29 protein-coding genes are annotated in these 22,940 nt (G+C 62.9%); 20 read left to right on the forward strand and 9 right to left on the reverse strand.

Going from position 1 to position 22,940, the window contains the following annotated elements; all coding sequences use genetic code 11:
• Positions 1-3 precede the first annotated feature (3 nt).
• The 15 genes from CK218_RS23475 to msrA all read left to right on the forward strand — a co-directional run bounded on the left by CK218_RS23475 (position 4) and on the right by msrA (position 9,702).
• Positions 4-528 (forward strand): hypothetical protein, encoded by a 525-nt coding sequence (locus tag CK218_RS23475; protein ID WP_066997015.1) that lies wholly within the window; start codon positions 4-6, stop codon positions 526-528.
• A complete protein-coding gene (locus CK218_RS23480; protein WP_179294579.1) occupies positions 529-930 on the forward strand; it encodes a hypothetical protein in 402 nt (133 codons plus the stop codon).
• A gap of 35 nt (positions 931-965) precedes the next feature.
• Positions 966-1,370: a hypothetical protein gene (locus CK218_RS23485; protein WP_095829052.1), complete on the forward strand. Its 405-nt coding sequence runs from the start codon at positions 966-968 to the stop codon at positions 1,368-1,370.
• Between the two features lie 176 nt (positions 1,371-1,546).
• Positions 1,547-1,873, forward strand: coding sequence for a hypothetical protein (locus CK218_RS30330; protein ID WP_143749692.1), 327 nt, complete (start codon positions 1,547-1,549; stop codon positions 1,871-1,873).
• On the forward strand, positions 1,870-2,031 hold the full coding sequence (locus CK218_RS31195; protein WP_245435160.1) for a hypothetical protein: 162 nt from the start codon (positions 1,870-1,872) through the stop codon (positions 2,029-2,031). Before CK218_RS30330 ends, CK218_RS31195 begins: the two co-directional genes overlap by 4 nt.
• On the forward strand, positions 2,028-2,297 hold the full coding sequence (locus CK218_RS31200; protein WP_245435162.1) for a hypothetical protein: 270 nt from the start codon (positions 2,028-2,030) through the stop codon (positions 2,295-2,297). The genes CK218_RS31195 and CK218_RS31200 overlap by 4 nt, the downstream gene beginning before the upstream one ends.
• A gap of 120 nt (positions 2,298-2,417) precedes the next feature.
• The gene (locus CK218_RS23500; protein WP_095829054.1) at positions 2,418-2,873 is read left to right on the forward strand and encodes a hypothetical protein; all 456 of its coding nucleotides are present in this window, start codon (positions 2,418-2,420) and stop codon (positions 2,871-2,873) included.
• Positions 2,874-3,289: 416 nt separating this feature from the next.
• Positions 3,290-5,242, forward strand: a complete 1,953-nt coding sequence (locus tag CK218_RS23505) for a hypothetical protein (protein ID WP_095829055.1) — start codon at positions 3,290-3,292, stop codon at positions 5,240-5,242.
• A 1,554-nt stretch (positions 5,243-6,796) separates the two neighbouring features.
• Positions 6,797-7,528 carry a glycosyl hydrolase 108 family protein gene (locus CK218_RS23515; RefSeq protein WP_245435164.1) on the forward strand — a complete coding sequence of 244 codons (732 nt, stop codon included), beginning with the start codon at positions 6,797-6,799 and terminating at the stop codon, positions 7,526-7,528.
• Complete coding sequence (locus CK218_RS23520) at positions 7,525-7,728, forward strand: hypothetical protein (protein WP_095829057.1); 204 nt, start codon at positions 7,525-7,527, stop codon at positions 7,726-7,728. The genes CK218_RS23515 and CK218_RS23520 overlap by 4 nt, the downstream gene beginning before the upstream one ends.
• A gap of 104 nt (positions 7,729-7,832) precedes the next feature.
• Positions 7,833-8,072: an ABC transporter permease gene (locus tag CK218_RS23525; RefSeq protein WP_095829058.1), complete on the forward strand. Its 240-nt coding sequence runs from the start codon at positions 7,833-7,835 to the stop codon at positions 8,070-8,072.
• The gene (locus CK218_RS23530) at positions 8,057-8,251 is read left to right on the forward strand and encodes a hypothetical protein (RefSeq protein ID WP_066997044.1); all 195 of its coding nucleotides are present in this window, start codon (positions 8,057-8,059) and stop codon (positions 8,249-8,251) included. The genes CK218_RS23525 and CK218_RS23530 overlap by 16 nt, the downstream gene beginning before the upstream one ends.
• Positions 8,251-8,574, forward strand: a complete 324-nt coding sequence (locus tag CK218_RS23535) for a hypothetical protein (protein WP_066997047.1) — start codon at positions 8,251-8,253, stop codon at positions 8,572-8,574. The genes CK218_RS23530 and CK218_RS23535 overlap by 1 nt, the downstream gene beginning before the upstream one ends.
• Before the next feature lie 146 nt (positions 8,575-8,720).
• Positions 8,721-8,972 carry a hypothetical protein gene (locus tag CK218_RS23540; RefSeq protein ID WP_066997050.1) on the forward strand — a complete coding sequence of 84 codons (252 nt, stop codon included), beginning with the start codon at positions 8,721-8,723 and terminating at the stop codon, positions 8,970-8,972.
• Positions 8,973-9,183: 211 nt separating this feature from the next.
• Positions 9,184-9,702 (forward strand): peptide-methionine (S)-S-oxide reductase MsrA, encoded by a 519-nt coding sequence (msrA, locus tag CK218_RS23545; RefSeq protein WP_066997053.1) that lies wholly within the window; start codon positions 9,184-9,186, stop codon positions 9,700-9,702.
• Positions 9,703-9,826: 124 nt separating this feature from the next.
• On the opposite strand, the gene CK218_RS23550 is transcribed toward msrA, so the two are convergent.
• Positions 9,827-10,021, reverse strand: a complete 195-nt coding sequence (locus tag CK218_RS23550) for a hypothetical protein (RefSeq protein ID WP_066997056.1) — start codon at positions 10,019-10,021, stop codon at positions 9,827-9,829.
• A gap of 166 nt (positions 10,022-10,187) precedes the next feature.
• Between CK218_RS23550 and CK218_RS23555 the strand changes: the two genes are divergently transcribed.
• Positions 10,188-10,457, forward strand: a complete 270-nt coding sequence (locus CK218_RS23555; RefSeq protein ID WP_127241096.1) for a hypothetical protein — start codon at positions 10,188-10,190, stop codon at positions 10,455-10,457.
• Between the two features lie 35 nt (positions 10,458-10,492).
• On the opposite strand, the gene CK218_RS23560 is transcribed toward CK218_RS23555, so the two are convergent.
• The 3 genes from CK218_RS23560 to CK218_RS23570 all read right to left on the reverse strand — a co-directional run bounded on the left by CK218_RS23560 (position 10,493) and on the right by CK218_RS23570 (position 12,436).
• Positions 10,493-11,038, reverse strand: a complete 546-nt coding sequence (locus CK218_RS23560; protein ID WP_095829060.1) for a hypothetical protein — start codon at positions 11,036-11,038, stop codon at positions 10,493-10,495.
• Positions 11,039-11,600: 562 nt separating this feature from the next.
• On the reverse strand, positions 11,601-12,053 hold the full coding sequence (locus tag CK218_RS23565) for a GFA family protein (RefSeq protein ID WP_066997067.1): 453 nt from the start codon (positions 12,051-12,053) through the stop codon (positions 11,601-11,603).
• Between the two features lie 92 nt (positions 12,054-12,145).
• On the reverse strand, positions 12,146-12,436 hold the full coding sequence (locus CK218_RS23570) for a hypothetical protein (RefSeq protein WP_066997170.1): 291 nt from the start codon (positions 12,434-12,436) through the stop codon (positions 12,146-12,148).
• 599 nt (positions 12,437-13,035) lie between these two features.
• On the opposite strand from CK218_RS23570, the gene CK218_RS23575 reads away from it, so the two are divergent.
• Together CK218_RS23575 and CK218_RS23580 are read left to right on the forward strand one after the other, a co-directional pair.
• Positions 13,036-14,262: an anion transporter gene (locus CK218_RS23575; RefSeq protein ID WP_095829061.1), complete on the forward strand. Its 1,227-nt coding sequence runs from the start codon at positions 13,036-13,038 to the stop codon at positions 14,260-14,262.
• Positions 14,263-14,450: 188 nt separating this feature from the next.
• The gene (locus tag CK218_RS23580; RefSeq protein ID WP_095829062.1) at positions 14,451-14,681 is read left to right on the forward strand and encodes a hypothetical protein; all 231 of its coding nucleotides are present in this window, start codon (positions 14,451-14,453) and stop codon (positions 14,679-14,681) included.
• Positions 14,682-14,859: 178 nt separating this feature from the next.
• Here CK218_RS23580 and CK218_RS23585 read toward each other — a convergent pair whose 3' ends face one another.
• A complete protein-coding gene (locus CK218_RS23585; RefSeq protein ID WP_095829063.1) occupies positions 14,860-15,918 on the reverse strand; it encodes an aminopeptidase in 1,059 nt (352 codons plus the stop codon).
• A gap of 500 nt (positions 15,919-16,418) precedes the next feature.
• Here CK218_RS23585 and CK218_RS23590 point away from each other — a divergent pair, with 500 nt between their 5' ends.
• Entirely contained in the window at positions 16,419-17,576 is a 1,158-nt protein-coding gene (locus tag CK218_RS23590; RefSeq protein ID WP_095829120.1) for a sulfite oxidase, read from the forward strand.
• Between the two features lie 136 nt (positions 17,577-17,712).
• Here the strand turns inward: CK218_RS23590 and cyoD are convergent, their stop codons facing one another.
• The 4 genes from cyoD to cyoA are packed head-to-tail and all read right to left on the reverse strand — an operon-like array spanning position 17,713 to position 21,801.
• Entirely contained in the window at positions 17,713-18,123 is a 411-nt protein-coding gene (cyoD, locus tag CK218_RS23595) for a cytochrome o ubiquinol oxidase subunit IV (RefSeq protein WP_095778315.1), read from the reverse strand.
• The gene (locus tag CK218_RS23600) at positions 18,120-18,839 is read right to left on the reverse strand and encodes a cytochrome (ubi)quinol oxidase subunit III (protein WP_095784114.1); all 720 of its coding nucleotides are present in this window, start codon (positions 18,837-18,839) and stop codon (positions 18,120-18,122) included. Before CK218_RS23600 ends, cyoD begins: the two co-directional genes overlap by 4 nt.
• Positions 18,836-20,839, reverse strand: coding sequence for a cytochrome o ubiquinol oxidase subunit I (cyoB, locus tag CK218_RS23605; RefSeq protein ID WP_066997176.1), 2,004 nt, complete (start codon positions 20,837-20,839; stop codon positions 18,836-18,838). The genes CK218_RS23600 and cyoB overlap by 4 nt, the downstream gene beginning before the upstream one ends.
• A 2-nt stretch (positions 20,840-20,841) precedes the next feature.
• Positions 20,842-21,801 carry a ubiquinol oxidase subunit II gene (gene cyoA / locus CK218_RS23610; protein ID WP_095829064.1) on the reverse strand — a complete coding sequence of 320 codons (960 nt, stop codon included), beginning with the start codon at positions 21,799-21,801 and terminating at the stop codon, positions 20,842-20,844.
• A 504-nt stretch (positions 21,802-22,305) separates the two neighbouring features.
• Here cyoA and CK218_RS23615 point away from each other — a divergent pair.
• Positions 22,306-22,905, forward strand: coding sequence for a LysE family transporter (locus CK218_RS23615; protein WP_245435173.1), 600 nt, complete (start codon positions 22,306-22,308; stop codon positions 22,903-22,905).
• Positions 22,906-22,940: the final 35 nt, after the last annotated feature.

Below are 22,940 nucleotides of genomic sequence, written 5' to 3' on the forward strand. Positions count from 1 at the left end.
ACCATGTGCACATTAGCCCTACTCGGCACGGCCATTTCGGTCGGCGGCGCCCTGATGCAGGGCGCCCAGCAGCAGCAATTGGCCAACTACCAAGCCAAGGCCTACGAGCAGCAGGCGCAGGCCGACGCGCAAAGCGCCGCCTTCGAGCGGAGCCAGGAGCGCCACAAGCAGGACCTTCTGGAGGCCCAGGCGCGTGCCCAGGCCGGTGCCTCGGGCGTCGGCATTGCCGGCTCGCCGACCGAAGTGCTGGCGGCCAACGCCCGGCAGGGGCAGGTCGACCTCGATGCGATGTTGTACGGCTCGCGCCTGCGCCAGAACAATCTCAACACCCAGGCCGCCGTCTCGCGCTTCCAAGGCAAGCAGGCGATGACCGCCTCGATCTTCAACGCTGGCAGCAGCCTCATCGGCGGCCTCTCCAAAATCTACGACCCGACCAAGAGTCCGAGTTCCGGCAGCCTGCAGTCGGGCAACGCCGTGATCGTCGGCGCCTCCCCCTTTTCCAGAGCAAGTTGGGCAGGGAACACCTGAATGGTACACATCATTCCTCTTTCCGTCGCCCAGCGCCGGCTCGATATCGGCAATGGGGTGCAATATCCCCAGGGCTCGCCGATCGGCGGCGCCATGCAAGGGTTGGGCGATCACCTCTCCGCCGTCGCCGAGCGCTACCAGCAGATGAAGGAACAGCAGGAGGCGTTCGATGCCGAACTGGCGCGCCGCCGGTTCGACGGCGAGATCGCGCAGGCCGAAGACGAGGCGACGGCGAACGCGCCGGCCGATGGCAGCGGCCTGCATGAGGCCATGTATGGCCAGGTCGATCCGCACAATGGCCGAGTAATGAAGACTGGCCTGTTCGACAGGCTGTTCGCCGCTGCCTTGCCGAACATGCCAGAGAGCCAGCGCGCCGCGCGGCCCAGAGAGAGAAAGGCATAGCCGATCGAACACGCCGGGAAGCAATAGTCGACCCCATGGGGCTTCTCGATTTGGCTAAGACAGTCGACCTAGGTCGTTCAGGGTCGCAAGCAGAGCTCACTAACTACATCCCCACAGATCAAGAATGGCTAGGGCGACTATTCGCGGGAGACAGTGAGCGAGGGAGCCTATGGCGTCTTCTCGCGCAAAAGCTTGTGGGCTCAGATGGGCTTGGCGAGGACAGCGCTTCGGTAGCTGATATCACCCCGCTGGGGGCGTCGTTTGCGCTCGAAAAGGCGGGCAATGCGGTGCTGGAGGGTAACTACAGCGAAGCATTGCTTGATGCCTTCGGAGCCATTCCTGGCGAGCGGTTGGCCGCCTCTGGCCTGAAGGGGACTGGTAAGGCCGCGAAACAGTGGGGTGAGAAGCTCTCGATCTCGGGCGGCCCGGCGTGTAGCTGAGGCGGGCGAGGCACTTATTCACGGTGTAGATGCCGAAACCCTCCGACGCCAACAAGGGCTTGCTCGCTTTGCATTTCAACCAGTTCCGCGGTCGAAGCGCGAATTTGAAATGCGATGCTCGGGGCAATGCTTGCCAGAGATCCGGTGCGAGTCAAATATACGGGAGCTGCAGTAGGATGGGAGGAATCAAAAAACCATCGCAAGACCTTTTTTGGTCGGAATGCTACCTAAATGCAAGTGACTACGTGGTTCACCATAGCGTTGAGCAGCAGGTTATTGAAAAGTATCCAGGGTTATTTACTGAGCAGGAAATAAATTCGAATGAGAATCTTCGAGGAATTCGCGGAGAATTTGATACAAATTTGCACCACAAGGTAGTTAAAAGCGAGTGGATGGATTTTTATCGATCTCATCCAACCGCCACTCGTCAGCAGGTAATTGATAAAGCCACCGAAATCGACAAAAAGTACGGGCATCTTTTCGACCCACCAATAGGTGAATGATGGAATATTTTTGCGTAGATCCCGTTACCGCTGGCGGAATGGATCGCGGAACTGTTATGGACAGAAGCGCGCATCCGCCGATCGTCAGCAAGCTCGTCTACCAGATCGATGGCTGGCCGGGCGATGTTCTCATAGAAGCTTTCCTTGCTTTCTTGTGACAGAAGAGGCCAAGCGCGCCCTGCTAAAAGCCGGCTTCTCCGGTGCTAGATTCGCAGACGTCGAAATCACAATCTCCGACAATTTTCGCGACGTCTTTTCCAGCGTAAAGCTCCCGCCGCTTGTCTGGCTGCAGGTTGATGGAAAGGCAGGTCGTGACGACTTCGGCATCGCCTCGAATCTCCACCTCGTCATGTCGGAGCGCATCCTGGACGTTCTGGATGAACTGGGGCTTCCTTTGGCCAGCTTCAAACCGTTCGACGAATAGAGCACAGCTGGGCGGAGGATATGATCCGCCTCAAAACTGACTAGCCACTATTTGGGTCTGTCTCCGGTCAGTCGATAGAAAATAGTGCAGTGTCACCGTAATTCCTCCTATAGGTGATTAATGAAATACTTCTACGTAGAGCCGATTGTTGTGGGCGAACTGGATGAGGGTACTGTGATGGACGTAAGTGTGCATCCGCCGATCGTCAACAAGCTTGTGTTTCAAGTCGACGGCTGGCCCGGCGATGTTCTCGTAGCAAGCTTTCCTTGCTTTCTTATCACGGAGGAGGCCAAATTCGCGTTGCAGCAGGCCGGTTTCTCCGGTGCGACATTCGCTGACGTCGAAATCACAATTTCCGACAATTTTCGTGACGTTTATTCCGACGTTAAGATTCCGCCTCTTGTCTGGCTAAAGATAGAGGGAGAGGCCGGCCACTCCGACTTCGGTATTGCCTCGGATCTGCGACTCGTCATGTCGGAGCGTATCCTGGACGTTCTGGATGCACTGGGCCTTCCTATGGCTAGCTTCAAACCGTTCGACGATCGAAGTGGGCACACTGACCTAGGCAGAGAATGATGCGCCGCAAAGCCGATTCGTAACCATTTGAGGTGCCTTCGGTCGGCCGCATAGAAATAATGCACTGTCGCCGTAGTTCCGGTTCTCCGACCGAAGTGCTGGCGGCCAACGCCGGCAGGGGCAGGTCGACCTTGATGCGATGTTGTACGACTCGCGGCTGCGCCAGAACAATCTCAACACCCAGGCCGCCATTTCGCGCTTCCAGGAGCGCTGGCACCGCTGGCGGGGCGGCTGGAGCGGGCGCAATTTTGGATTCAGATGGCTCGGATACCGAGCGCGGACAGGCTCAATGAAGCTGTTGGCGAAAATCGCGGTGACAAAGAGCTGATTCCGGTGCGGCTACAAATCTGGCCGCGCGCTAATCCCGATCTTTTCAAGCCTCGCTTTCGCGGGGCTTTTTTCATGGAGCAAGCCCTATGGCCCGACCTGCAACTGCCGCCGTTCGCCTGTTGACCGGCGAACGCGAACCCGTGCGCCTGGCGACGATCGCAAACATCACCCTTTACGGCCTGCAGACCATTGATGGCGTGCTGACCGAAGTCGGCGACCGCGTACTGGTCAAGGACCAGGCCGACCAGACCGAGAACGGCATCTACACGGCGAGCGAGGGCCAGTGGTTCCGCGCCGCCGACGCCCGCACGGCGCGCACGATGCAGAAGGGCACGACCGTGCATGTGCAGGAGGGGACGGTCTCGGCCGATCGGGTCTATGCCTTCGAGACGCTGGATCCGGCGATCGGCGCCGACCCGATCACGCTGAGCTTCTATCTGTCGCAGGACACGCTCGGCGACGCCGTGAACGCCGCGAATGCCGCTGCGGCGAGCGCTGCCGCGGCACTCACTTCCAAGAATGCCGCCGCCACCAGCGCCACCAATGCGGCTGGCTCGGCCACGGCCGCTTCCGGCTCGGCCACCGCCGCGTCCACTTCCGCCACCAATGCGGCGACCAGCGCCACCAATGCCGGCACTTCGGCGACGGCAGCGGCCGGCTCCGCGTCCACGGCTTCCGGTTCGGCGACCAGCGCCGGCACCTCGGCAAGTGCCGCCGCCGGCTCGGCAACGGCCGCGTCGGGCTCGGCAAGCGCCGCTGCCAGCTCGGCGACCAATGCGACGACCTCGGCCACCAACGCCGCGGCGAGCGCCGCCGCCGCGGCCAACGCCGTGGCGGCACTTGGCTACACCTTTTCCCCTAGCACCGCCGATGCCGACCCCGGCAACGGCACGCTGCGGCTGAACAATGTCAGCGCCGCCTCGGCCACAGCCGCCTATATCGACAACCTCGATTCCAGCGGCGCCACGGTGAGCGGCATCCTGGACACGTTCGACGACAGCACCAACCCGATCAAGGGCCAGCTCTCGCTGCGCTCAAAGGCGTCAGCGGCAATCGCCTATGTCTACAGCGTCACCGGCTCGGTGGTGGACGGCGGCGGCTATCGCAAACTGACGCTCGCCTATGTCAGTGGCGCCGGCACCTTACCCACGACCGCCGACGGCATCTGGCTGATCTTCACCCGCGCCGGCGACAAAGGCGCGGATGGCCTGGGCAGTGGTGACTTTTCCGGGCCGGCGAGTTCGGTGACCGACAACATCGTGACCTTCGCCGGCACGACGGGGAAGGCCGGCAAGGACAGTGGGGTGGCGGTGGCGAGCCTCGTCGCCGGACCGGCCTCCGCCGAGACAGACAACATCGCCACCTTCAACGGCGGGACGGGCAAGGTGGTGAAGGACAGCGGCGTAGCGGTGTCGGGCCTTGCGCCGAAGGCAAGCCCGACGTTTACGGGCACGCCTACGGCGCCGACGGCGGCGGCTGGAACCAATTCCACTCAGATCGCCACGACGGCCTATGTCGATACGACATTTGCGCCGAAAGCGAGCCCAACGCTCACCGGCACGCCGGCGGCACCGACCGCTGCGCCTGGTACCAACACGACGCAGATCGCGACCACGGGGTTTGTGAAGGCAGCGATCGATGTGGTGCTAGGCGGGGTGTCCGCGGCGTTTGATACGCTGGCGGAGATAGTCGCCTCCATGGTGAGAAAGGATGCCGATACAACGCTGAACGCTGGATATTTTGGCACCGACGTTTCCGATGGCACCAAGTCCAGCGGAATCTACACGCCCTCGCCAGCCGGAGGCAATTTCCGGTCGGCCACCAACAACGGCGCGCACACCCTGGCCGCGCCTTCGGCATCAGGTTCCTATTCCCTGGTGATTGACTACACGAATGGTGCAAGCGCGGGTGCCATCGTCACTTCGGGCTTCACGAAGGTAACCGGAGACGCCTTCACTACTACTTCGGGACAAAAGTTCCGCTTGTTCATTTCAAAGGGACAGGGTGGCACTCATGTACATGTACAGGCGCTCCAATGAGCTTCCCTTTTCCGATTACGACCCCCTCGGTAACGGTCCCTGCGGTCGCTCAGGGCACAGTCCTGAATCAGATAATCACAACCGATGGAACAACCTTCGCGTTCACCGGTCTTACGTCGGGGATCACGGTAGACGCATATCCCATTATAGGGATCATGGCGCGCTCGGGCTCGGTCGCCGATTTTGTGTCACTCGATGTTGGCGGTCAAGACTGCTCGCTGCTTTACAAGCAGTTCAACGGGACAACGGTGCTCGCCTTTTATTCTGCGCCGCGCGGAGCAACTGGAAACGTGAACGTTAATTTCAGCGCCGGGATGGCTCGGGCCGCCTGTTGTGTAATCCCGCTCTTCAATCTCAAAAGCAGCACAACGCCAACAGCGGTCAATACAAGTTCTGCTGACCCATTGAATGCGGCGATCGACTGTCAGGCTGGTGGCTGGATTGGAGGGCTTGCATACAATGGATCAACTGCGGACAGCATTTCGTGGACTAATCTCACCGAGAAGTTTGATGTCCAGCCTGAAAGTGTCTCGTGCTTGAGTTGCGCATGCGACATATTCGGCTCAGCGCAAACGGCTAGGGGCGTTACGGCCAACCCCACAAACACAGGGAGCGGGCAACTCCTAATCCTTATGGCTCTCCGATAAGGAAAGACTGCCTAAGAAGAGGCACTTGGTCTTCGCCAGCTCCGATGTGTTCTGCATCGCGGCAAACGCAGCTCGATCAGACCCGAAGCGCTCTCTCGCCCGCTGGCGTTAGCACCATGAGATAACTCGGGCCGAAATCGCCTTCGATATCCGAAAGTTGAACCATGTCGGCATCCATCAGCCGACGCCACTTACTCCAGTCTTCATCGCTCCAATTGTTCGTGAACAGAGGAAGCATTTTCAATCGGATAGCTTCCTCAGAGCTGATAACGAGAGCTGGGCGTCTACGCTGCCACAGAGCAGCGAAGAGGCCGACAACTAGTGCGGAGATGCCATAGATCCACATAGGTAAGTCTTACTGCAAAACAATCTTGGGTGAAACCACTGCCTTCCGAGAGAAAAGAAACTCGTAAACCGACCCGGTGCGGGCGTCCGTATGGCGCTTCATTCGAGCGCGGCTCGTGGGCAGCTCAGAGCTGCCACCGCAGCGAGTCGAATCAAGCGGCTGCCTACTAGTGTGTCACACCAATCTCTCCACCGCACACCCCTCAGCCACCCGAACCCCACCCGTCCCCTCGCACTCCGCGCAGCGCACACTCACGCCCGGGCACCTATGCTGATGCGTTCCCGCCGGGCAGCAGTGGCCGTTGGAACTGCGCCATCTTGGGCATTCGAAAATCGTGCCGGTGCCGCCGCAGCCCTGGCACTCGCCCATTTCGGGTAACATCAAACCCATCTTGCCCAACCCCTCGGCGTGAACGCCTCAACCCCACGAACCGGCGGAGCCCAACCGCCGTCTCCTGACATTGCCACACGGCAATTAAGGTTTTTCTAAAGAACTGAATCGGCGTGAACGCAAGTCGCCGGCCGAGCTTTTCCCACCAACCAGCAAGCCAAGGAGCCTCTCATGGACCGCAACTTCGCGCGGGCGCTTGCGCTCGTGCTTAAATCCGAAGGCGGCTGGTCGGACAGAAAAGCTGATCCCGGCGGCGCCACCATGAAGGGCGTCACACTCGCGAACTTCCGCCGCTACGTGAAGGCCGACGCCAGCAAGGGCGATCTGAGGAAGATCACGGACGGCCAGGTGGCCACCGTCTATCGGCGATTCTACTGGGACGCCGTATCCGGCGCCGAGCTCCCCGACGGCGTCGACTATGCCGTCTTCGACTTTGCCGTGAACAGCGGGCCGGGCAGGGCGGCGAAATACCTTCAGGCAATGCTCGGCGTCGCCCAAGACGGCCGCATCGGGCCGGCGACGCTCGCCGCGGCCCGGGCGAAACCCGCCGGCGTCGTCATCGACATGCTTTGCGATGCGCGGCTTGCCTTCCTCCAGCGGCTGCCGATCTGGCCGACCTTCGGCAAGGGCTGGAGCGCGCGCGTCGCCTCGGTGCGCTCCGAGGCGCTGCTCTTCTCGGCGCAGCCGGAGGCGCCGCTTCAATCCTCGTCGCGAGTTCCGGTCGCTGACGCCACGCAGCCGGCCATCAACGCCTCTGGCGGCGACGACGCCCAGCCGGCCGCTTCGCAGCCATCGGCTCGCAGGGCCGCCGGCGTTCTCGCTCTTGTCGCGCTGGCGCTCGGCTCAGCCGCCGCCTGGGCCGCGCATCTTCCCTGCAATCTCTTCGGAGTGTTCTGCCAATGATCGGGGTCATCATCCGCATAGCGCTGCGTTATGGCGCGGGCGTGCTCGTCGCGCGTGGGCTGCTGGGTGCCGGCGACGCCGAGGCGCTCTCGGCCGATCCCGACATCCAGATGGCGCTCGAAACCGCCCTCGGCCTGGCGCTCAGCTTCGCCGCCGAGGCCTGGTACGCGCTCGCCCGCAAATTCCACTGGTCGAAATGAGGTAGCAAAATGGTCGAGGTCTTCACCGAACTCGTTCGCCAGGCTTTGCCTTGGGTCATCGGTGCGCTGCTCCTGATCGCGGCGCTCGTCGTGTGGTGGCTGGCATGACGGCGCTCTTGTCCTTCCTCGCCGGAAATCCGGCGATTCTGGGCGTTCTGGCCTCCTTCATTGCCGCACTTGGTTGGGGCTTTCACCAAAGGCTTGCGGGGGCGCGGGCCGAGCGCGACCGGCAGGCGGCCAGCGAGGCGGCAGCCCGCGATATCACTGCCCAGATCGACAACGATATCGGCGCGCAGCCCGCCGGTGCGGTCAAGAAGGAGCTGAAGTCATGGGCAAGGGACTGATCGCCGCCGCCGTCGTCGCAGCGCTCTGCGGCTGCACCACGGCCAAGGGCGGTTTCTGCGCGGTTGCCTCACCGTTGCGTCTTTCCGGCAAGGCCGTCGAGACGCTGTCGAACGAGGAGGCGCGGACGCTTCTCGCCCACAACCGCAAGGGCGAAAAACTCTGTGGCTGGAGGCCCTGATGCACGACATCTTCGATCTGCTCGGCGTCAAGGGCCAAGTGGTGGCCGCCGGGCTCGCCGGCGGGGTGCTCAGGGCACTGTCGCGCCATCGCTACAAGTTGCGCGAGATGATCGCCTCGCCGATCTGCGGCGCCTTGGCCGCCGCCTATCTGACGCTCCCCACGGTCGCTTGGGTCGAGGCCAGCGGCCTGCCGATGCCCGACGCCGCCGACGACACCACCACTCTAGCCGCCGCCTTCCTGATCGGTGTCTCGGCCATGTGGATTTCGGACATCGTGTTCGAGGTGCTGGTGCGGCGCTTCAGGCCCGCACCAGAAGAATGAGCGGCGCGGAATGGGAGCCGTGCCGATCGGTACCGAGCATTGGCGACATCGGCCGGCAAGAATTCTGCCAATCGCGATGAACCAATTCGCGTGGCCATGCGACGCATCGGTGCAAATGAACACCCGTGTATCCATGGAGATTTTCGATGCCTGCAATCCTTCGCAATGCACTTCTCGCCGCCCTGGCCGTATCCACCCTGGGTGGATCCGCGATGGCCGGCCAGCAGATCTACGAATGCGACAACACGCCGACCAACAAGCTCTGGGCCGGCCGCTGTTGCGGCGTCGGCGACGCGAATTGCCTCGGTGGTGAAAGCCATGGCCATGACCGGGGCAATCCCGGCCGGGGCAACAATGGCGGAGGCGACAACGGCAGGGGCGATAAAGGGCCCAAGTGAAGCTGGCGCTCAGCCCGAGGCTCGCCGGTTTGCTCGACCGGCGAGCAATCGGCGCAGACTGGGGCACCGTGGTTCGGTCAGTTTCCCTGCCAGTCGCCCTTTTCCAGGCGCCTTTCCCGTCGCCTTTTTCAGGCGCCTTTTCCAGGTGCTTGAGCCGCTGGAAGAAGCGGGCCACAATCCCCACTTATGGAGAAATCCAAGGAGGTTTGACATGGCTTCTTCCGAACGCGCGGTCCTTGCCGGCGGCTGCTTCTGGGGCATGCAGGATCTGATCCGCCGCTTGCCCGGCGTGATCTCCACCCGTGTCGGCTACAGCGGCGGCGACGTGCCGAACGCAACCTACCGCAATCACGGCACCCATGCCGAGGCGATCGAGATCGTCTTCGATCCGACCAAGACCAGTTTCCGCACGCTGCTCGAGTTCTTCTTCCAGATCCACGATCCGACGACTAGGAACCGTCAGGGCAACGATGTCGGCACGAGCTACCGCTCGGCGATCTTCTATACCAACGACGAGCAGAAGCGGGTGGCCGAAGACACCATCGCCGATGTCGACGCCTCGGGTCTCTGGCCAGGCAAGGTCGTCACCGAGCTCGCTGCGGCCGGTGCCTTCTGGGAGGCCGAGCCCGAACATCAGGATTATCTGGAGCGCTACCCCAACGGCTATACCTGCCATTTCGTTCGGCCGGGCTGGAAGCTGCCCGTCCGCGAAAAGGCCGCCGCATCATAAAATTAGGGCTGCGCAGCAGCCGTATTCACTATCACGCCCGCCGTGCCGCAAGGCCTGGCGGGCTTTTTTGCGTTCCGGGCGCAAGCCCGCACCTCGCCGGCATGCTCCGGCTGGAATTGTGGCCTTAGCCCTTGGCCCGGCGGTTCTCGTTTTCGTGGCTGCCGATCCAGTGGGCTCGGATGCGGTCGCTGGCTTCAAGGTAAGCCATGTCGATGAGATAGGTCAGAAGCCTTTCGCCATCGGCCTCAGCCTTCTGGCGAAGCTCGCGCAAGATGCCCTGCGCAAACTGCAGGTTTTCCATTTTGCTCGGCTGGTCCATCGGTGCCCCCAATGTCTGCGTGGAAGTTTGGCTCACTATACTTGTACGAAGGTTGTCGGCTGGCTCGCGGCCAGGCTGCGCCCGGTTGCACCTACGCTCGATCAATGAAGCTGTTGCACATCGCGCGAAAATGTCGATATTTTACGCCCCCAATCGGATGGCGAATATGCATGAAGACGAGGGCAGCACTCCCGACAAGCTGCAAGCCATGCTTGACGTGATTGCCAGGAGCGAGCCCGCGAGCGGGAGCGGACAGGCCGATCTCGGCAGGCTGCAGGCCGATGCCGCCAAGGCCGCCAACGTGCTGATCGAATTCTACGGCGACGCCGCGCTCGAGCGAGCCAAGCTTATCGAGCGCCGCTCGCCCCACTCGCATTTCGCGCGCATGGTGACGGCCGAGATCGGCAGGCGCGGCAGGCTTCCGCCCAGAAGCTAGCCCGGAACCCGGCCGAGAAACTGACAAAGATCGCCTCAGGACGATTTGCGCCTCCTCGATCTCTCGCCAAGCCTTTGCAGGATCTCTTCCTGGATGTTGTCCAGCAGGTAGGAAAGCATGTCGTCCCCGATCGACTGCGCGATTTCCCTGGCCTGCTCGACATGTTCATGGATTTCGCGCAGCGAGTGATCCTCGCCCGCGGCATCCTGCGTCAGGTCGATGAACCAGCCGGGATAGAGCGCTGCCTCGCCCATGTCATCGACATAGCACTGGCCGACGGCAAGGATCTTGCGCAGCCCCATCTTTTCCGAGCGGACCTTGTAGACCTCGCGAAAACCTGACCTGCGCTCGATGGCCTTGCGGATCGCCAGCCGAACCCGCGGCTGATCGTCCCGCTCGATGCTTTGCATGCACCGCTCCAGCGGCGCGCCGTGCGAGAACTCCTCGAGCGTCAGGTCGAAATAAGCGGACAGATTCGCGTCCCCATACACGCGGTCGCGCTTGATGTCCCAGGTCCAAAACCCGTCGATCGGTGGATACCGCATATGCAGGTTGCGGCTGCGTTGAGGCGCCAGTGTCATGGAAACCGCCCCGTCCGGTTTCAGGATTCGCCAGTACTATGTCTTAAAATCAAAAAAAAACAAAGGTGAGTTTTTGTACAAGGCAGGAAAATGATTGGGCCTGCCGCTTGCTTGCGTAGCTACGCCGCATAGTTGGCATCATCCAGGAAATACGTTTGGTGAAAAATTTTCTCTGGCCGAAACAATTTTCATTTCCGTGTCGCAAATGAAGCCGGTGCTTCGCGCGAGAAGGAAGCTTTCGAACTTAAACAACATCAAAAGTTGTATTCGCCCGGACGCAACGCCTGGGCTGGACATACTATCCATCTTGTAAGGCCGGCGCGGCAATGCTGGTGTTGCCTGAGCCGCGCCGGCCGAAGCGGCCTCCAAAAGGTTTTCGCCGCGCCGGGGATGCTAGCGGCCGCTGCCGCTCCGGCAAACCGACCGTTGGTTGAAAATGCCCGACTTCCAGAAGAAGACAAGGCCCTCGCGGTCAGCGCCCGGTCGTTCAGGGGCATAGGCGCCGGCTCGCTGGACCGATGCGTCTTTGCTCTGCGACTTAAGCCTTACTGCCATTCAGCATTTAGGCCGATTCGCGATAGGGCTCCCGCACGGCCTCCGGCTCGGCATCATCGGCCGCCGACTCAGCGACGGTCCGGTCATGCTCGAATTGGCTCGCCTCGGGCAGAGGATGCAACCACTGCTCGCGCCGACCGATCCACAATTCGTAGCTGGGCTCAAGCCCTTCGGTCGGCACGACATCCAGGCTGCCGATCATCACCTCGGCCTCGTCCTCGCGAACCGACGGCAAGCGGCTGCCGCAGGTTGGACAGAAGCTTCGTCCGCCATAGGTGCTGGTGATACCCGCGCTTTCGAATGCCTGGCGCGGCCATATGGCAAAGGCCTGATACGCCGATCCGCTGGTCTTGCGGCAGTCCTTGCAATGGCAAAGTCCCACCCTCAGCGGCTCCCCGGTAACCCGGAACTGGACACCGCCGCACAGGCAGCTGCCGCTACGCATGACATCGTTGAGCATGGCCGTTCCTCCTGCAGCCGGGACATTGGTGTCACCATCCGCTACAATTCGCATGCCGCCTCAACTGTTCCACAGCGCGGTCGGTACGTCGCTCAACCGGGGAAGTCGAAGACCGGTTCCTCGCAGCGGTAGACGCGGCATGGACCGTCACGGGTCGGAACCGCGACCGACATCGGGACTTCCGGCCAGTCGCACTCATTGCCGAATTGGCGCACGAAACGATCATAAGTGTTGGGCCCGGTGGTCAGCACGGCGGCATGCCGGCGCTGGATCAGCGCCTGCGTCTCGCCACAGGTCATGGCGCGTGTGTCGGGCCGCGCATCGGCGGCGCCCACGGTCCATAACATCGTGCCGGCAACAAGGGCGTTCGTCAGGCTTTTCATCGAGGCGCCAGCTTTCAGTGATCGCTTCTGCGGTACGAATATGGCTCGCCGCCGGAACACCGCAAGGCTTTCGAACAGCAAGACGCCGCCGATGACGATGTCTGCGCAACCGGCCTTGTCGCGGTCGGACGGACGGCGAAGCGACGGTCAGCGCGACGTCGGTAAGAACCCGGTCAGGCATTCTGGCCTCCCGATCCGCCGCATTCCAGGCAGACCACACTGTGTCCCGGACAGCTCAGCCGGTGCGTTCCTTCCGGGCAGCAATGGCCGTTGGAGGCGACCCAGCGGTCGCAAATGAAAATTTTCCTGGCGCCATGGCAGCGCCGGCATTCCGCCGAGGGCATCAGATTCTCGTTTGGCGAGACGCGATGCTCCGCTTCAACGACCGCGTTCATCCATTTAGTCCCCAACGACTGGATTGTCGGTCCTGTTTTCGCAAGACATTACATTAGCTATCCGAGATATAAAAGCCCCGGACGGATGACGAAAGTTTCATCCCTCGACCCTTTCCCTTTGCGCTGCCGTTGCTAAAGCTCGTCCGGCAAAGGGCGCCCGAGCAGATTCCGTCGGGCGCGGGCAGGCAACGGGATTTTCCTGTAATGACATGGACCGGCGCGGGAGCGCTTTTCATCCTGGTAGCCACTTATGCCGGCGTTGCCGTCGGCCGTATTCCGGGCTTCAGGCTGGATCGTGCCGGCATCGCGCTGCTCGGTGGCGCCGCCATGATCGCCATCGGCGCGATCGGCATGGAGGATGCCTACCGCGCCATCAATTTCGACACGATCACGCTTTTGCTCGGCATGATGATCGTGGTCGCGCATCTGAAAGTGTCGGGCGCGTTCCGGGCGCTCGGCGGCTTCGCCATTGAGCATGCGCACGCGCCCTTCATGCTGCTCGTCATGGTGACGCTTCTGACCGGAGTGCTTTCGGCCTTTCTGGTCAATGACGCGATCTGCCTGGTGATGGCGCCGATCGTCGTCCACGTCACCCGCGTCATCCGGCGCAACCCGGTTCCCTATTTGATCGCCACCTGCACGGCCTCCAACTGCGGCAGCGTCGCCACCATCACCGGCAACCCGCAGAACATGGTGATCGGCGCGCTCTCGGGCATTTCCTATCCGGCCTTCACGGCGGCGCTCGCGCCGGTGGCGCTGTTCGGCCTTGTCGCCGTCATCGTCATTGTCCGCATCGTCTACCGCGGCGAATTCTCCCGCGCCGCCGAGCTCAGCCCCGAGGTCTATCGCGGCCGCATGCTGCCCGGACAGGTCCTGAAGGCGACCATCGTCTGCGTGGTGCTGGCGTTCGCCTTCTTCGCTGGCGTGCCCGTCGCCAAGGCGGCGCTCATTGCCGGCGCTTTCCTGCTCGTCACCCGCGCGATCAAGCCGCACCGCATCTACCGCGAGATCGACGGCCCGCTGCTCTTCATGTTCGCCGGACTGTTCGTGGTCGTGGCGGGCGCCGAGCGCACGCTGCTCACGCCCGACATGATCGCCGCGGCGAAGAATATGGGCCTCGACGATGTGTGGCGGCTCTCCGGCTTCACCGCGGTGCTTTCCAACGTCATGAGCAACGTGCCGGCGGTGCTGGCGTTGAGGCCGTTCATCCCGGGGCTCGAAAACCCCCACCGCGCGTGGCTGGTCGTGGCGATGAGCTCGACGCTCGCCGGCAATTTCACGCTGCTCGGCTCGGTCGCCAACCTCATCGTCGCTGAGCAGGCAAGAGCGGCCGGCAAGGAGCTGTCCTTCGCAGCTTTCTTCAAGGTCGGTTTGCCGCTGACGCTGTTGACGCTGGTCTTCGGCACGGCGTGGCTGGCGCTCACTTCGTAGCCGTTGGACGCCTTTACGTTGGGGCGATCGCATCGGCGTGGGCGATCACGCCGGAAAACGCCAAGCAACTGGCGGGGAGAATAGGGCAGGGTTCTCCTGAGAGGTGAGTGCGACAAGGCCCCATGGAGCCTTGTTTTTGTTTTCAGGCCCGGTTAAGCCGCCGCGCAATCAACCGAAGGACGACACAAGTGAGCGAACCGACCGTGGCCGAAGCGACCGAAAGCATCTATGCCTCGATCCGCGCGGACAACGCCGACATCGATGCGCATATAGCGACGCTCAAGGCGGCGATGGCGCGGGAAGGGCTGAAACAGGCGGTGTTCGAGCCGGCCAAGCTGGCGCACAACAACCGCGCGGGCCGCAAGCTGATGCAGGCCTATTTCCGCCAGCGCGGCGTGACCGTGACGTTTTCGAGGTAGAGGCCGCGCGCCGACCGGGCGCCTCTGTTGCGACGAGGCTCCGCAAGAGGCCTTTTTGGGCGTCGCGGCACCGCGCGGCTGCCTAAGGGCAATCGCATATGGCGCGCCCTGTGTGATGGGCTGCCCGAGTTGGCTTCGCTCATGTCGGGTACGCGCGGCCGGCCCCTGCCTGTTCGCGTCAATCGCACGCCGCCACGGTCTTCAGCGTCTGCGCGCGCGAAGGTCTGGGCAAATTCCCGATCCTTCGAACGGCGGCGTAGAACCTTGGATAGTCGCCGGAGCACAAGTCGAACAGGCGAAGAAACGCCGGAACCTGTTCGCCATAGACGGCAGTCGCGGCGAGCTTTGCGTTGTTGATCGGGCTATCGAACCAGGCGTCATAGCCCCGGTATCCGGCCCAGCGCGTATCGCGCATGCGCCGGTAGCGCATCCGCAGCCTGTCGATCGCGGCTGCTTTGGCAGCGGCCATCTGCTGCGGGCTACGCGGACTTCCATAGACTTGCCGCAACTCGTCCCGGGTTTTCGCTATCAGGCCGAGAAAATCGGCGCTGCGCTTGCGATTGGCTTCGTAGCGGCGCAATCCCGCGCGATTGCCGGTGGCGCGGAGCCATTTCCTGACGCCGGTGGTTTCGACCGAAACCGCGAAAGCCTCGTTGAACGCGGAGTCGCCGTTCACATAGATTTTCTGATGCGCCAGCTCATGGAAGATCAGGCTTGCGAGATAGGTGTCGTCCTGACGCAGCATGGTGCTGAGCAGCGGATCGCTGAACCATCCGAGCGTCGAATATGCGGTGACTCCCGAGACGTAAACGTCCAGCCCTTGTCGCTGCAGTTCGGCAGCGCTCTCAGCCGCCGATTTCCGGGAAAAGTAAGCCCGGTACGGAACGCAGCCGAAGACCGGAAAGCACCATGTTACGGGCGTGAGCGAGAATTGCGGCGCGGCAAAAACCGCCAAGGTCACAGCGTCCCGGCCGATGTCGACATAGCTGCTGTAACTGCTGTTTTCGGGCAGCGCCAGTTCATCCGTGGCAAAGCGGCGTATGGCGCTCGCCGACGTCAGCTTGACGCGCAATGCCTCCGGCGTTGCGGGGTCGCGGATCAGCTTGCCGACATTCTTGCGCGCCGCCATGATCTCAACATGGCCCTCCAGCGACTGCGCGTAGTAGGAAATGCTGGTGCACCCGGCCACGCCGGCCGCCAGGATCGCCGCGGCAAGCAATCGAAAAACGCGCCTCACAGCCTGCCCACCGCCTGTTTGTCTCCCCGTGGAGCACGTGTCCCCATTTGACCCCGAGTCTCAAACAGGCCCGCCGATCTTCGTCAAGACCTGGTGGGACGTCACGGGTCGGACTTTGGCAGGATCGGCAACGCCTCAGAGCTGACATCGGTGCTGACCAGGTCCATGCCGTTCACAAGATGCAACGCATCAATCGTCGGCGGCATTCAAGCTTGGAGCACGATGCAGGTATCGAGTCCTGATGCGAAGATGCCAGCCCTTGCCCTCGCCACGACGACAGATAGGGCGTATAGTTGAAGACCGCCGGCTCGGACCTGACACGCCGGCGCATTGAGAGCGGGAGACGTCGCTTCAACTAGGGCGCACTTCCAACTCGGGGGTTGTTCCACGCGCTCTCATCATTGCCCGCCGCGTCCGGCTTCTGCTTTGCGCGATCGCGGTCGCTATTCGCATTTACTCACTGAAGGAGAACTGAGCTTTTCACTGGAGGAGAAGTGATCATGCATTACCTTCCCAGACGTGAATTCATGGTTCGAGGAGGGGCAACCCTCGTGGCGCTGGCGTCCTTTCAATCGCGGATTGCCTATGCTTTTCCAACCCGGGCCGGCGAGGAAGTCATCAGATGGCTCGATCAGCTGCCGCCAAACCCGGTTCCGCAAGTCATCAAAAATCAGTTGGTGTGGGAGGATCTCGATTCCTGGGTGACGCCCAACGACAAGTTCTTCTCAATCGCGCATTTCGACCGGCCGGTCATCGACGAAAGCACGTGGAAGCTCGAAATTGGCGGGTCCGTCAAAAAGCCGACTGCCCTGACGCTCGCCGACATCAAGGCTCGACCACGCCAGGAAGTCACGTTCACGGTCGAATGTTCGGGCAATACTGGCCTGCCGTTCTTCAATGGCGGGATTGGCAATGCTCGCTGGGCGGGCACGCCGCTCGCCCCGATCCTTATGGAGGTCGGCGTCCTCGACAGTGGCATCGAGATTGTCTTCTGGGGCGCCGATAAAGGTGAAATCAAGCGAGCCGACGACGTCAAGTTTACGCAGAACTTTGCGCGCAGCATGTCGCTCGCCGACGCCTTGGACCCCAAAAATATCCTCTGCTACGAGATGAACGGCACTGCCTTGCCTGCCGATAACGGGTTCCCGCTGCGGCTGATAGCGCCGGGCTGGTACGGGATCGCGAACGTGAAATGGCTCAAGCGTATCGAAGTCAGGGACCAACGCTTCGTGAACCAGTTCATGGGACGCGATTATGTCACGCTGCGCGAGGAGGAGCACAACGGAGAGACGGTATGGATGGAAACCTCTGTCGGGAGGGCGCGCCTGAAGTCTGCGCCGGCCCGGGTCACTCATATCGGCAATGATTACAGGATCGTCGGGGCGGCCTGGGGCGCGCCGATCGAGCGGGTCGAGGTGAAGATCGATGACGGCCCATGGATGCCGGCGACCATCGATGAAACCGAAAAGGCGGACTTCGCTTGGAAGATATGGTCCGTCGACTGGCCCAAGCCCTCCGCCGGGGAGCACACAGTCACCTCGCGCGCCGTTAGTACCGGAGGGCAGGTCCAACCCGCAATGGACGATCCCATCATTGCCAAGAAGCATACCTACTGGGAAAGCAACGGTCAGGTGACGCGACGCATCGGCATTCACTGACCGGCGGGAAGTCTATAAAACCCTCTCACATCGATGTGACCCCATGCTTTTGGCATGGGGTCATGACGTCGATCGGGCCGGCTGTGACGGTGGCGACCCACGCGGGAGAACGCCTCTGCCGGCGGGTTGAGCCGCCTTATGGCATCATCCTGGCCTGATGGGCGCTCATCGGAGCCATGTTCAGGTTGAGATGGGCCATGATCCAGACCGAGCCGATCACGACCAGCGCGACGATCAGCACGCCGAAGGCGAGCGCGAGCACGTTGTTGGTGTTGTCGGGCCCGGTGGTCAGGTGCAGGAAGAAGACCAGATGCACGCCCATCTGCGCGATCGCCAGCACCACCAGGGCCGAGATCACCGCCGGCTGGTAGATCAGGCCGGTCTGCGCGGCGAGGAAAGAGGCGATGGTCAGCAGGATCGCCAGGCCGAAGCCGAGCAGGTAGCCGGACAGCCCTCCCGCCAGCTCATGCTCGGTGATGCGCTCCTCGCCCGGCGCCGAATCGCGGCGGTCGAGTTCCTCGTCGGTCCGGCTGTCGATGTCGCTCATGGCGACGCTCCCAAGAGATAGACCAGGGTGAAGATGGCGACCCAGATAATGTCGAGCGCGTGCCAGAACAGGCCGAAGCAGTGGAGCCGGCGCAGTATTTCCGGCCGGAAGCCCTTCACCCAGAGCTGAGCCATCATGGTACCGAGCCAGAGCAGGCCGAGCCCGACATGGGTGCCGTGGCAGCCGACAAGGGCGAAGAAGGCTGACAGGAAGGCGCTGCGCGAAGGGCCTGCCTGCTCGCTCGCCATCACCGCGAATTCCTGCACCTCGAGGAACAGGAAGGCAGCGCCGAGCAGGCCGGTGACCAGAAGCCAGAACTGGGTGGCGGCCATCGACCGGCGCTGGGTCGCGAGCGTCGCCAGCCCGCCGGTGAAGCTCGATGTGAGCAGCAGCCCCGTTTGCGCCGCAACGCGCGGCAGCTCGAACAGCTCCTTACCGGATGGCCCGCCGGCGGTCGCCGTCGACAGGACCGCGTAAGCGGCGAAGAAAGCCGAGAACATGATGATGTCGGACAGGAGGAAGATCCAGAAGCCGTAGGCCACGGTGACGAACTTCGAGGCCGGGCCGCCCTGGCCGTGGCCGGTCGCCGAGAGCAGGCCATGGCCGTGTCCCGCATGGCCGTGACCCCCATGACCGTGTCCCCCATGACCATGCCCGCCTGACCGTCCAACCCGGTAGGGATCGCGCGCCGCGCTGCCGGCCGTGATGTCGCTCATGCCACGCGCTCCCGTCTGCGCAGCCAGGCAAGCTGTGCGGCCCTGCCGTCGCGGTCTATGCGCTCGACTTCCTCCGCGGAGACTTCGTAGTCGCCGTGCTCTCGCCAGGCGAAGACGACGAAAGTGATATAGGCGCCGATGAAGCCTACGATCGCCAGCCACCAGATGTGCCAGATCAGGGCGAAGCCGATCAGCGTGCTGAAGAAGGCGGTGACGAAGCCGGTCGGGCTGTTGCGCGGCATTTCGATCGGCTCATAGCTTTCGTCCTCGCCGGGCCTTTGCTCCTCCATCGCCCGCTGCTTGATGGTCCAGTAGGGTTCCTCGTTCTCGACATGCGGCAGCCGCGCGTAGTTGAAGAAGGGCGGCGGGGAGGATGTCGACCATTCCAGCGAGCGGCCGTCCCAAGGGTCGCCCGTTTCGTCGCGCAGTTCGTCGCGATGCCTGATCGAGACGACGAGCTGCGCGACCTGGCAGGCGGCGCCGACGATCATCACCACTATGCCGAAGGCCGCCACGACCAGCCACGGCGTCCACAGGTCCATGTCGATATGCTGGAGACGGCGCGTCATGCCGAGCAGGCCGACGATATAGAGCGGCACGAAGACCAGCACGTAGCCGGCAAGGGTGAACCAGAACGCGGCCTTGCCCCAGCCCTCGTGCAGCCGGAAGCCGAAGGCTTTCGGGAACCAGTAGGTGAAGCCGGCGAAGGCGGCGAACAACACGCCCGAAATGATCACATTGTGGAAATGCGCCACCAGGAAGAGCGAATTGTGCAGCATGAAGTCGGCCGGCGGAACGGCGAGCAGCACGCCGGTCATGCCGCCGATGATGAAGGTGGTGACGAAGCCCAGCGCCCACAGCATCGGCGTGTCGAAGCGCACGCGCCCGCCATACATCGTGAAGAGCCAGTTGTAGATCTTGACCCCGGTGCCGACCGCGATGACCGAGGTGGCTATGCCGAAGGCGGCATTGACGTCGGCCCCGGCGCCCATGGTGAAGAAGTGGTGCAGCCAGACCATGAAGGAGACGATGCAGATGAACAGCGTCGCGGCGACCATCGACCGGTAGCCGAACAGCGGCTTCGATGAGAAGGTCGAGAAGATCTCGGAATAGATGCCGAAGGCGGGCAGCACCAGGATGTAGACCTCCGGATGGCCCCACGCCCAGATGAGGTTCATGAACATCATCTGGTTGCCGCCGGCTTCGTTAGTGAAGAAATGGAAGCCGAGGTAGCGGTCGAGCGTCAGCATGGCGAGCGTGGCGGTGAGGATCGGGAAGGCCGCGACGATCAGCAGGTTGGAGGCGAGCGATGTCCAGCAGAACATCGGCATGCGCAGATAGCCCATGCCAGGCGCGCGCATCTTGAGGATGGTGGTCGCCAGGTTGACGCCGGTGAGCAGCGTGCCGACGCCGGATATCTGGATCGACCAGAGATAATAATCGACGCCGACGCCCGGCGAGTAGGTCGTCTCCGACAGCGGCGCATAGGGCAGCCAGCCGGTGCGCGCGAACTCGCCGACGACGAGCGAGATGTTGACCAGGAGCGCGCCGGTCGCCGTCAGCCAGAAGCTCACCGAATTCAGCGTCGGGAAGGCGACGTCGCGGATGCCGAGCTGCAGCGGCACGACGAAGTTCATCAGCCCGATGACGAAGGGCATCGCGGCGAAGAAGATCATGATCGTGCCGTGGGCCGAAAAGACCTGGTCGTAATGCTCGGGCGGCAGGTAGCCCGGCCCGTGGATGGCGAGCACCTGCTGCGTGCGCATCATCACGGCATCGACAAAGCCGCGCAGCAGCATCAGCGCCGCCAGAACGATATACATGACGCCGATGCGCTTGTGGTCGACCGAAGTTATCCATTCGTCCCAGAGATAGGGCCAGTATCCTTTCACCGTGACCCAGATCAGCACCGCGGCGGCCGCCAGGAAGACGATGAGGGCGGCGCCCAGCGGGATGGGCTCATCGAAGGGAATGGCAGACCAGTCGAGCTTGCCGAGCATCGTCATCCTCCCGCTTTCGGCTGCGGCTGTTGGGCAGGCGCCGGCGTCCCGGCCTTGGGCTGGGCCTTGGGGCTTACCTGCGGCTCGCCGGCGGCGGTTTCGGCGGGACCCGGACCGGGCGGCAGCGTCTGGCGCACGATCGCGTCGAACAGGCCGTCCTGCACGACGCCGAACGAGGCCGGCGGCACGTTGATGCTCTGCCGGGCAAGCTCGCCATAGGCGCGGGCGTTGAGCACGCCGCCGGCGCCATGCAGCGAAGAGGCCCAGCGCGCAAACTCGTCGGGCGGGACGGCGCGCACGCGGAAATTCATGTCGGAAAAGCCATCGCCGCTGAAATGCGCCGACAGGCCGAGATAGTCGCCCTCGCGGTCGGCCTGCAGGTTGAGCTCGGTCTGCATGCCGTTCATGACATAGATCATGCTGCCGAGCTGCGGCACAAAGAAGGTGTTCATCACGCTGGCCGAGGTCAGCTTGAAACGAACGGGAACGCCGGCAGGGATGACCAGCTGGTTGACCGTTCCGACGCCCTGGTCGGGGTAGAGGAACAGCCATTTCCAGTCGAGCGCCACCACCTGGATGTCGAGCGGCGGCTGGCTGGAGGCGATCGGCCGGCGCGGGTCGAGATGGTAGGATCCGTAATAGATCAGCCCGCCGAGGAAGAGGATGGTGAGCGTCGGAATCGACCAGACGATCAGCTCGATGCGCCCCGAATAGGTGAATTCCGGCTCGTAGCGCGCGTTGCGGTTGGAGGCGCGGAACATCCAGGCAAACAAAAGCAGTGCCACCAGCGTCGGAATGACGATGACCAGCATGACCGCCAGCGAGTTGAGCAGGATCGTGCGGTTGCCCGCCCCGATCGGGCCCTGCGGGTCGAGCACCCCGCCCGCGCAGCCGGAGAGCGTTGCGATCAGGCCTATCCAGAGCGACGAGCGGCCTCGCCTCGGTCTAGGGAAGGAAAGCACTGGAACGGATCATGCTTGGCGCGAACGGATCGGCGGGACGTCTTGACTGTGGGCGGCGCGTCGTCGGCGCCGCTGGGCCGCGGCGCGGCCGGAAACAGACTTCGCGGCCAGTCCGGCTGGGCCGTGATCCTTCAAAAGCTCGCGCCTGCGAGGGTCGCGTTCTGCGGCAGCTTTCATCTGAAGTCTCCCCGTGTGCAGAGGCACTTCCGCCATATACCGTACGACTGCTGAACACGGCTGCCAACCCAAGCAGTTGCCGCTTGTTCCGCAAAAGGCGGTGTTTTGCCCGATGGCTGGACGGGCCGCGGAAGACATAGGGCGCGGCTCCAGCCTGACCAGACGCCGTCTCGGCATGCTCGCGCTCGCCGATCGCCCGCCAGGATGGTGACAAGGCGCGCGGCGCGTGCATTGTACTGCGCAGGCAATTGCAGCCGACCTGCGGAGGAAGCCTTGTCCGAGATTGCAACCATCCTTTCCATCCTTGGCGTTTTCCTGCTGGGGGCGATGAGCCCGGGGCCGAGCTTCGTCGTCGTCTCGCGCATCGCGGTGGCCGGCGAGCGTACGGATGGCCTGGCGGCGGCGATCGGCATGGGGATCGGCGGCTTCATCTTCGCCATCATCGCGGTCGCGGGCCTGACCGCGCTGCTCGTCCAGGTCGCCTGGCTGGACATTTTCCTGCGCGTCGCCGGCGGCGCCTATCTGCTGTGGATCGGCATAAAGATCTGGCGCGGCGCCAATCAGCCGATCGAGATCGCGAACGATGCCTCGGCGCGCGCCGGCTCGTTCTGGCGGGCGCTGCGTCGCGCGCTTCTGGTCCAGCTCGCCAATCCGAAGACGGCGATCTTCTACGCCTCGATGTTCGCGGCCATGCTTCCGGCCTCGCCGCCGCTCTGGATGCTCTTCGTCCTGCCGCCGCTGCTCTTCCTCAACGAATTCGTCTGGTACGCGGTCGTCGCCTTCGCCTTTTCCTCCAGCCGGCCGCGCGCGGCCTATCTCGGCACCAAGCACTGGATCGACCGCGCCGCCGGCGCCGTGGTCGGCGCGCTCGGGATCAAGCTGATGTGGGAGGGCATGGCCGCCGCGCGGCGGGGTTTTGCCGGGTGAGGTGAGGTCGAGGCCCGAGCGGGCAGGCAACATGT

This window comes from Mesorhizobium sp. WSM3879, assembly GCF_002294915.1.
Lineage (GTDB): Bacteria > Pseudomonadota > Alphaproteobacteria > Rhizobiales > Rhizobiaceae > Mesorhizobium.

What these genes read in the sequence shown, in the direction of transcription:
- CK218_RS23520 (WP_095829057.1), top strand. Translation starts at nt 7,525, where the DNA reads ATGATCGGGGTCATCATCCGCATAGCGCTGCGTTATGGCGCGGGCGTG.
- CK218_RS23505 (WP_095829055.1), top strand. Translation starts at nt 3,290, where the DNA reads ATGGCCCGACCTGCAACTGCCGCCGTTCGCCTGTTGACCGGCGAACGC.
- cyoD (WP_095778315.1), bottom strand. Translation starts at nt 18,123, where the DNA reads ATGAGCGACATCGACAGCCGGACCGACGAGGAACTCGACCGCCGCGAT.
- CK218_RS23590 (WP_095829120.1), top strand. Translation starts at nt 16,419, where the DNA reads ATGCATTACCTTCCCAGACGTGAATTCATGGTTCGAGGAGGGGCAACC.
- CK218_RS23600 (WP_095784114.1), bottom strand. Translation starts at nt 18,839, where the DNA reads ATGAGCGACATCACGGCCGGCAGCGCGGCGCGCGATCCCTACCGGGTT.
- msrA (WP_066997053.1), top strand. Translation starts at nt 9,184, where the DNA reads ATGGCTTCTTCCGAACGCGCGGTCCTTGCCGGCGGCTGCTTCTGGGGC.
- CK218_RS23560 (WP_095829060.1), bottom strand. Translation starts at nt 11,038, where the DNA reads ATGACACTGGCGCCTCAACGCAGCCGCAACCTGCATATGCGGTATCCA.
- CK218_RS23615 (WP_245435173.1), top strand. Translation starts at nt 22,306, where the DNA reads ATGAGCCCGGGGCCGAGCTTCGTCGTCGTCTCGCGCATCGCGGTGGCC.
- CK218_RS23575 (WP_095829061.1), top strand. Translation starts at nt 13,036, where the DNA reads ATGACATGGACCGGCGCGGGAGCGCTTTTCATCCTGGTAGCCACTTAT.
- CK218_RS23535 (WP_066997047.1), top strand. Translation starts at nt 8,251, where the DNA reads ATGCACGACATCTTCGATCTGCTCGGCGTCAAGGGCCAAGTGGTGGCC.
- CK218_RS23485 (WP_095829052.1), top strand. Translation starts at nt 966, where the DNA reads ATGGGGCTTCTCGATTTGGCTAAGACAGTCGACCTAGGTCGTTCAGGG.
- CK218_RS23500 (WP_095829054.1), top strand. Translation starts at nt 2,418, where the DNA reads ATGAAATACTTCTACGTAGAGCCGATTGTTGTGGGCGAACTGGATGAG.
- CK218_RS30330 (WP_143749692.1), top strand. Translation starts at nt 1,547, where the DNA reads ATGGGAGGAATCAAAAAACCATCGCAAGACCTTTTTTGGTCGGAATGC.
- CK218_RS31195 (WP_245435160.1), top strand. Translation starts at nt 1,870, where the DNA reads ATGATGGAATATTTTTGCGTAGATCCCGTTACCGCTGGCGGAATGGAT.
- CK218_RS23530 (WP_066997044.1), top strand. Translation starts at nt 8,057, where the DNA reads ATGGGCAAGGGACTGATCGCCGCCGCCGTCGTCGCAGCGCTCTGCGGC.
- CK218_RS23570 (WP_066997170.1), bottom strand. Translation starts at nt 12,436, where the DNA reads ATGAAAAGCCTGACGAACGCCCTTGTTGCCGGCACGATGTTATGGACC.
- CK218_RS23550 (WP_066997056.1), bottom strand. Translation starts at nt 10,021, where the DNA reads ATGGACCAGCCGAGCAAAATGGAAAACCTGCAGTTTGCGCAGGGCATC.
- CK218_RS23555 (WP_127241096.1), top strand. Translation starts at nt 10,188, where the DNA reads ATGCATGAAGACGAGGGCAGCACTCCCGACAAGCTGCAAGCCATGCTT.
- CK218_RS23515 (WP_245435164.1), top strand. Translation starts at nt 6,797, where the DNA reads ATGGACCGCAACTTCGCGCGGGCGCTTGCGCTCGTGCTTAAATCCGAA.
- CK218_RS23525 (WP_095829058.1), top strand. Translation starts at nt 7,833, where the DNA reads ATGACGGCGCTCTTGTCCTTCCTCGCCGGAAATCCGGCGATTCTGGGC.
- CK218_RS23540 (WP_066997050.1), top strand. Translation starts at nt 8,721, where the DNA reads ATGCCTGCAATCCTTCGCAATGCACTTCTCGCCGCCCTGGCCGTATCC.
- cyoB (WP_066997176.1), bottom strand. Translation starts at nt 20,839, where the DNA reads ATGCTCGGCAAGCTCGACTGGTCTGCCATTCCCTTCGATGAGCCCATC.
- CK218_RS23475 (WP_066997015.1), top strand. Translation starts at nt 4, where the DNA reads ATGTGCACATTAGCCCTACTCGGCACGGCCATTTCGGTCGGCGGCGCC.
- CK218_RS23480 (WP_179294579.1), top strand. Translation starts at nt 529, where the DNA reads ATGGTACACATCATTCCTCTTTCCGTCGCCCAGCGCCGGCTCGATATC.
- CK218_RS23565 (WP_066997067.1), bottom strand. Translation starts at nt 12,053, where the DNA reads ATGCTCAACGATGTCATGCGTAGCGGCAGCTGCCTGTGCGGCGGTGTC.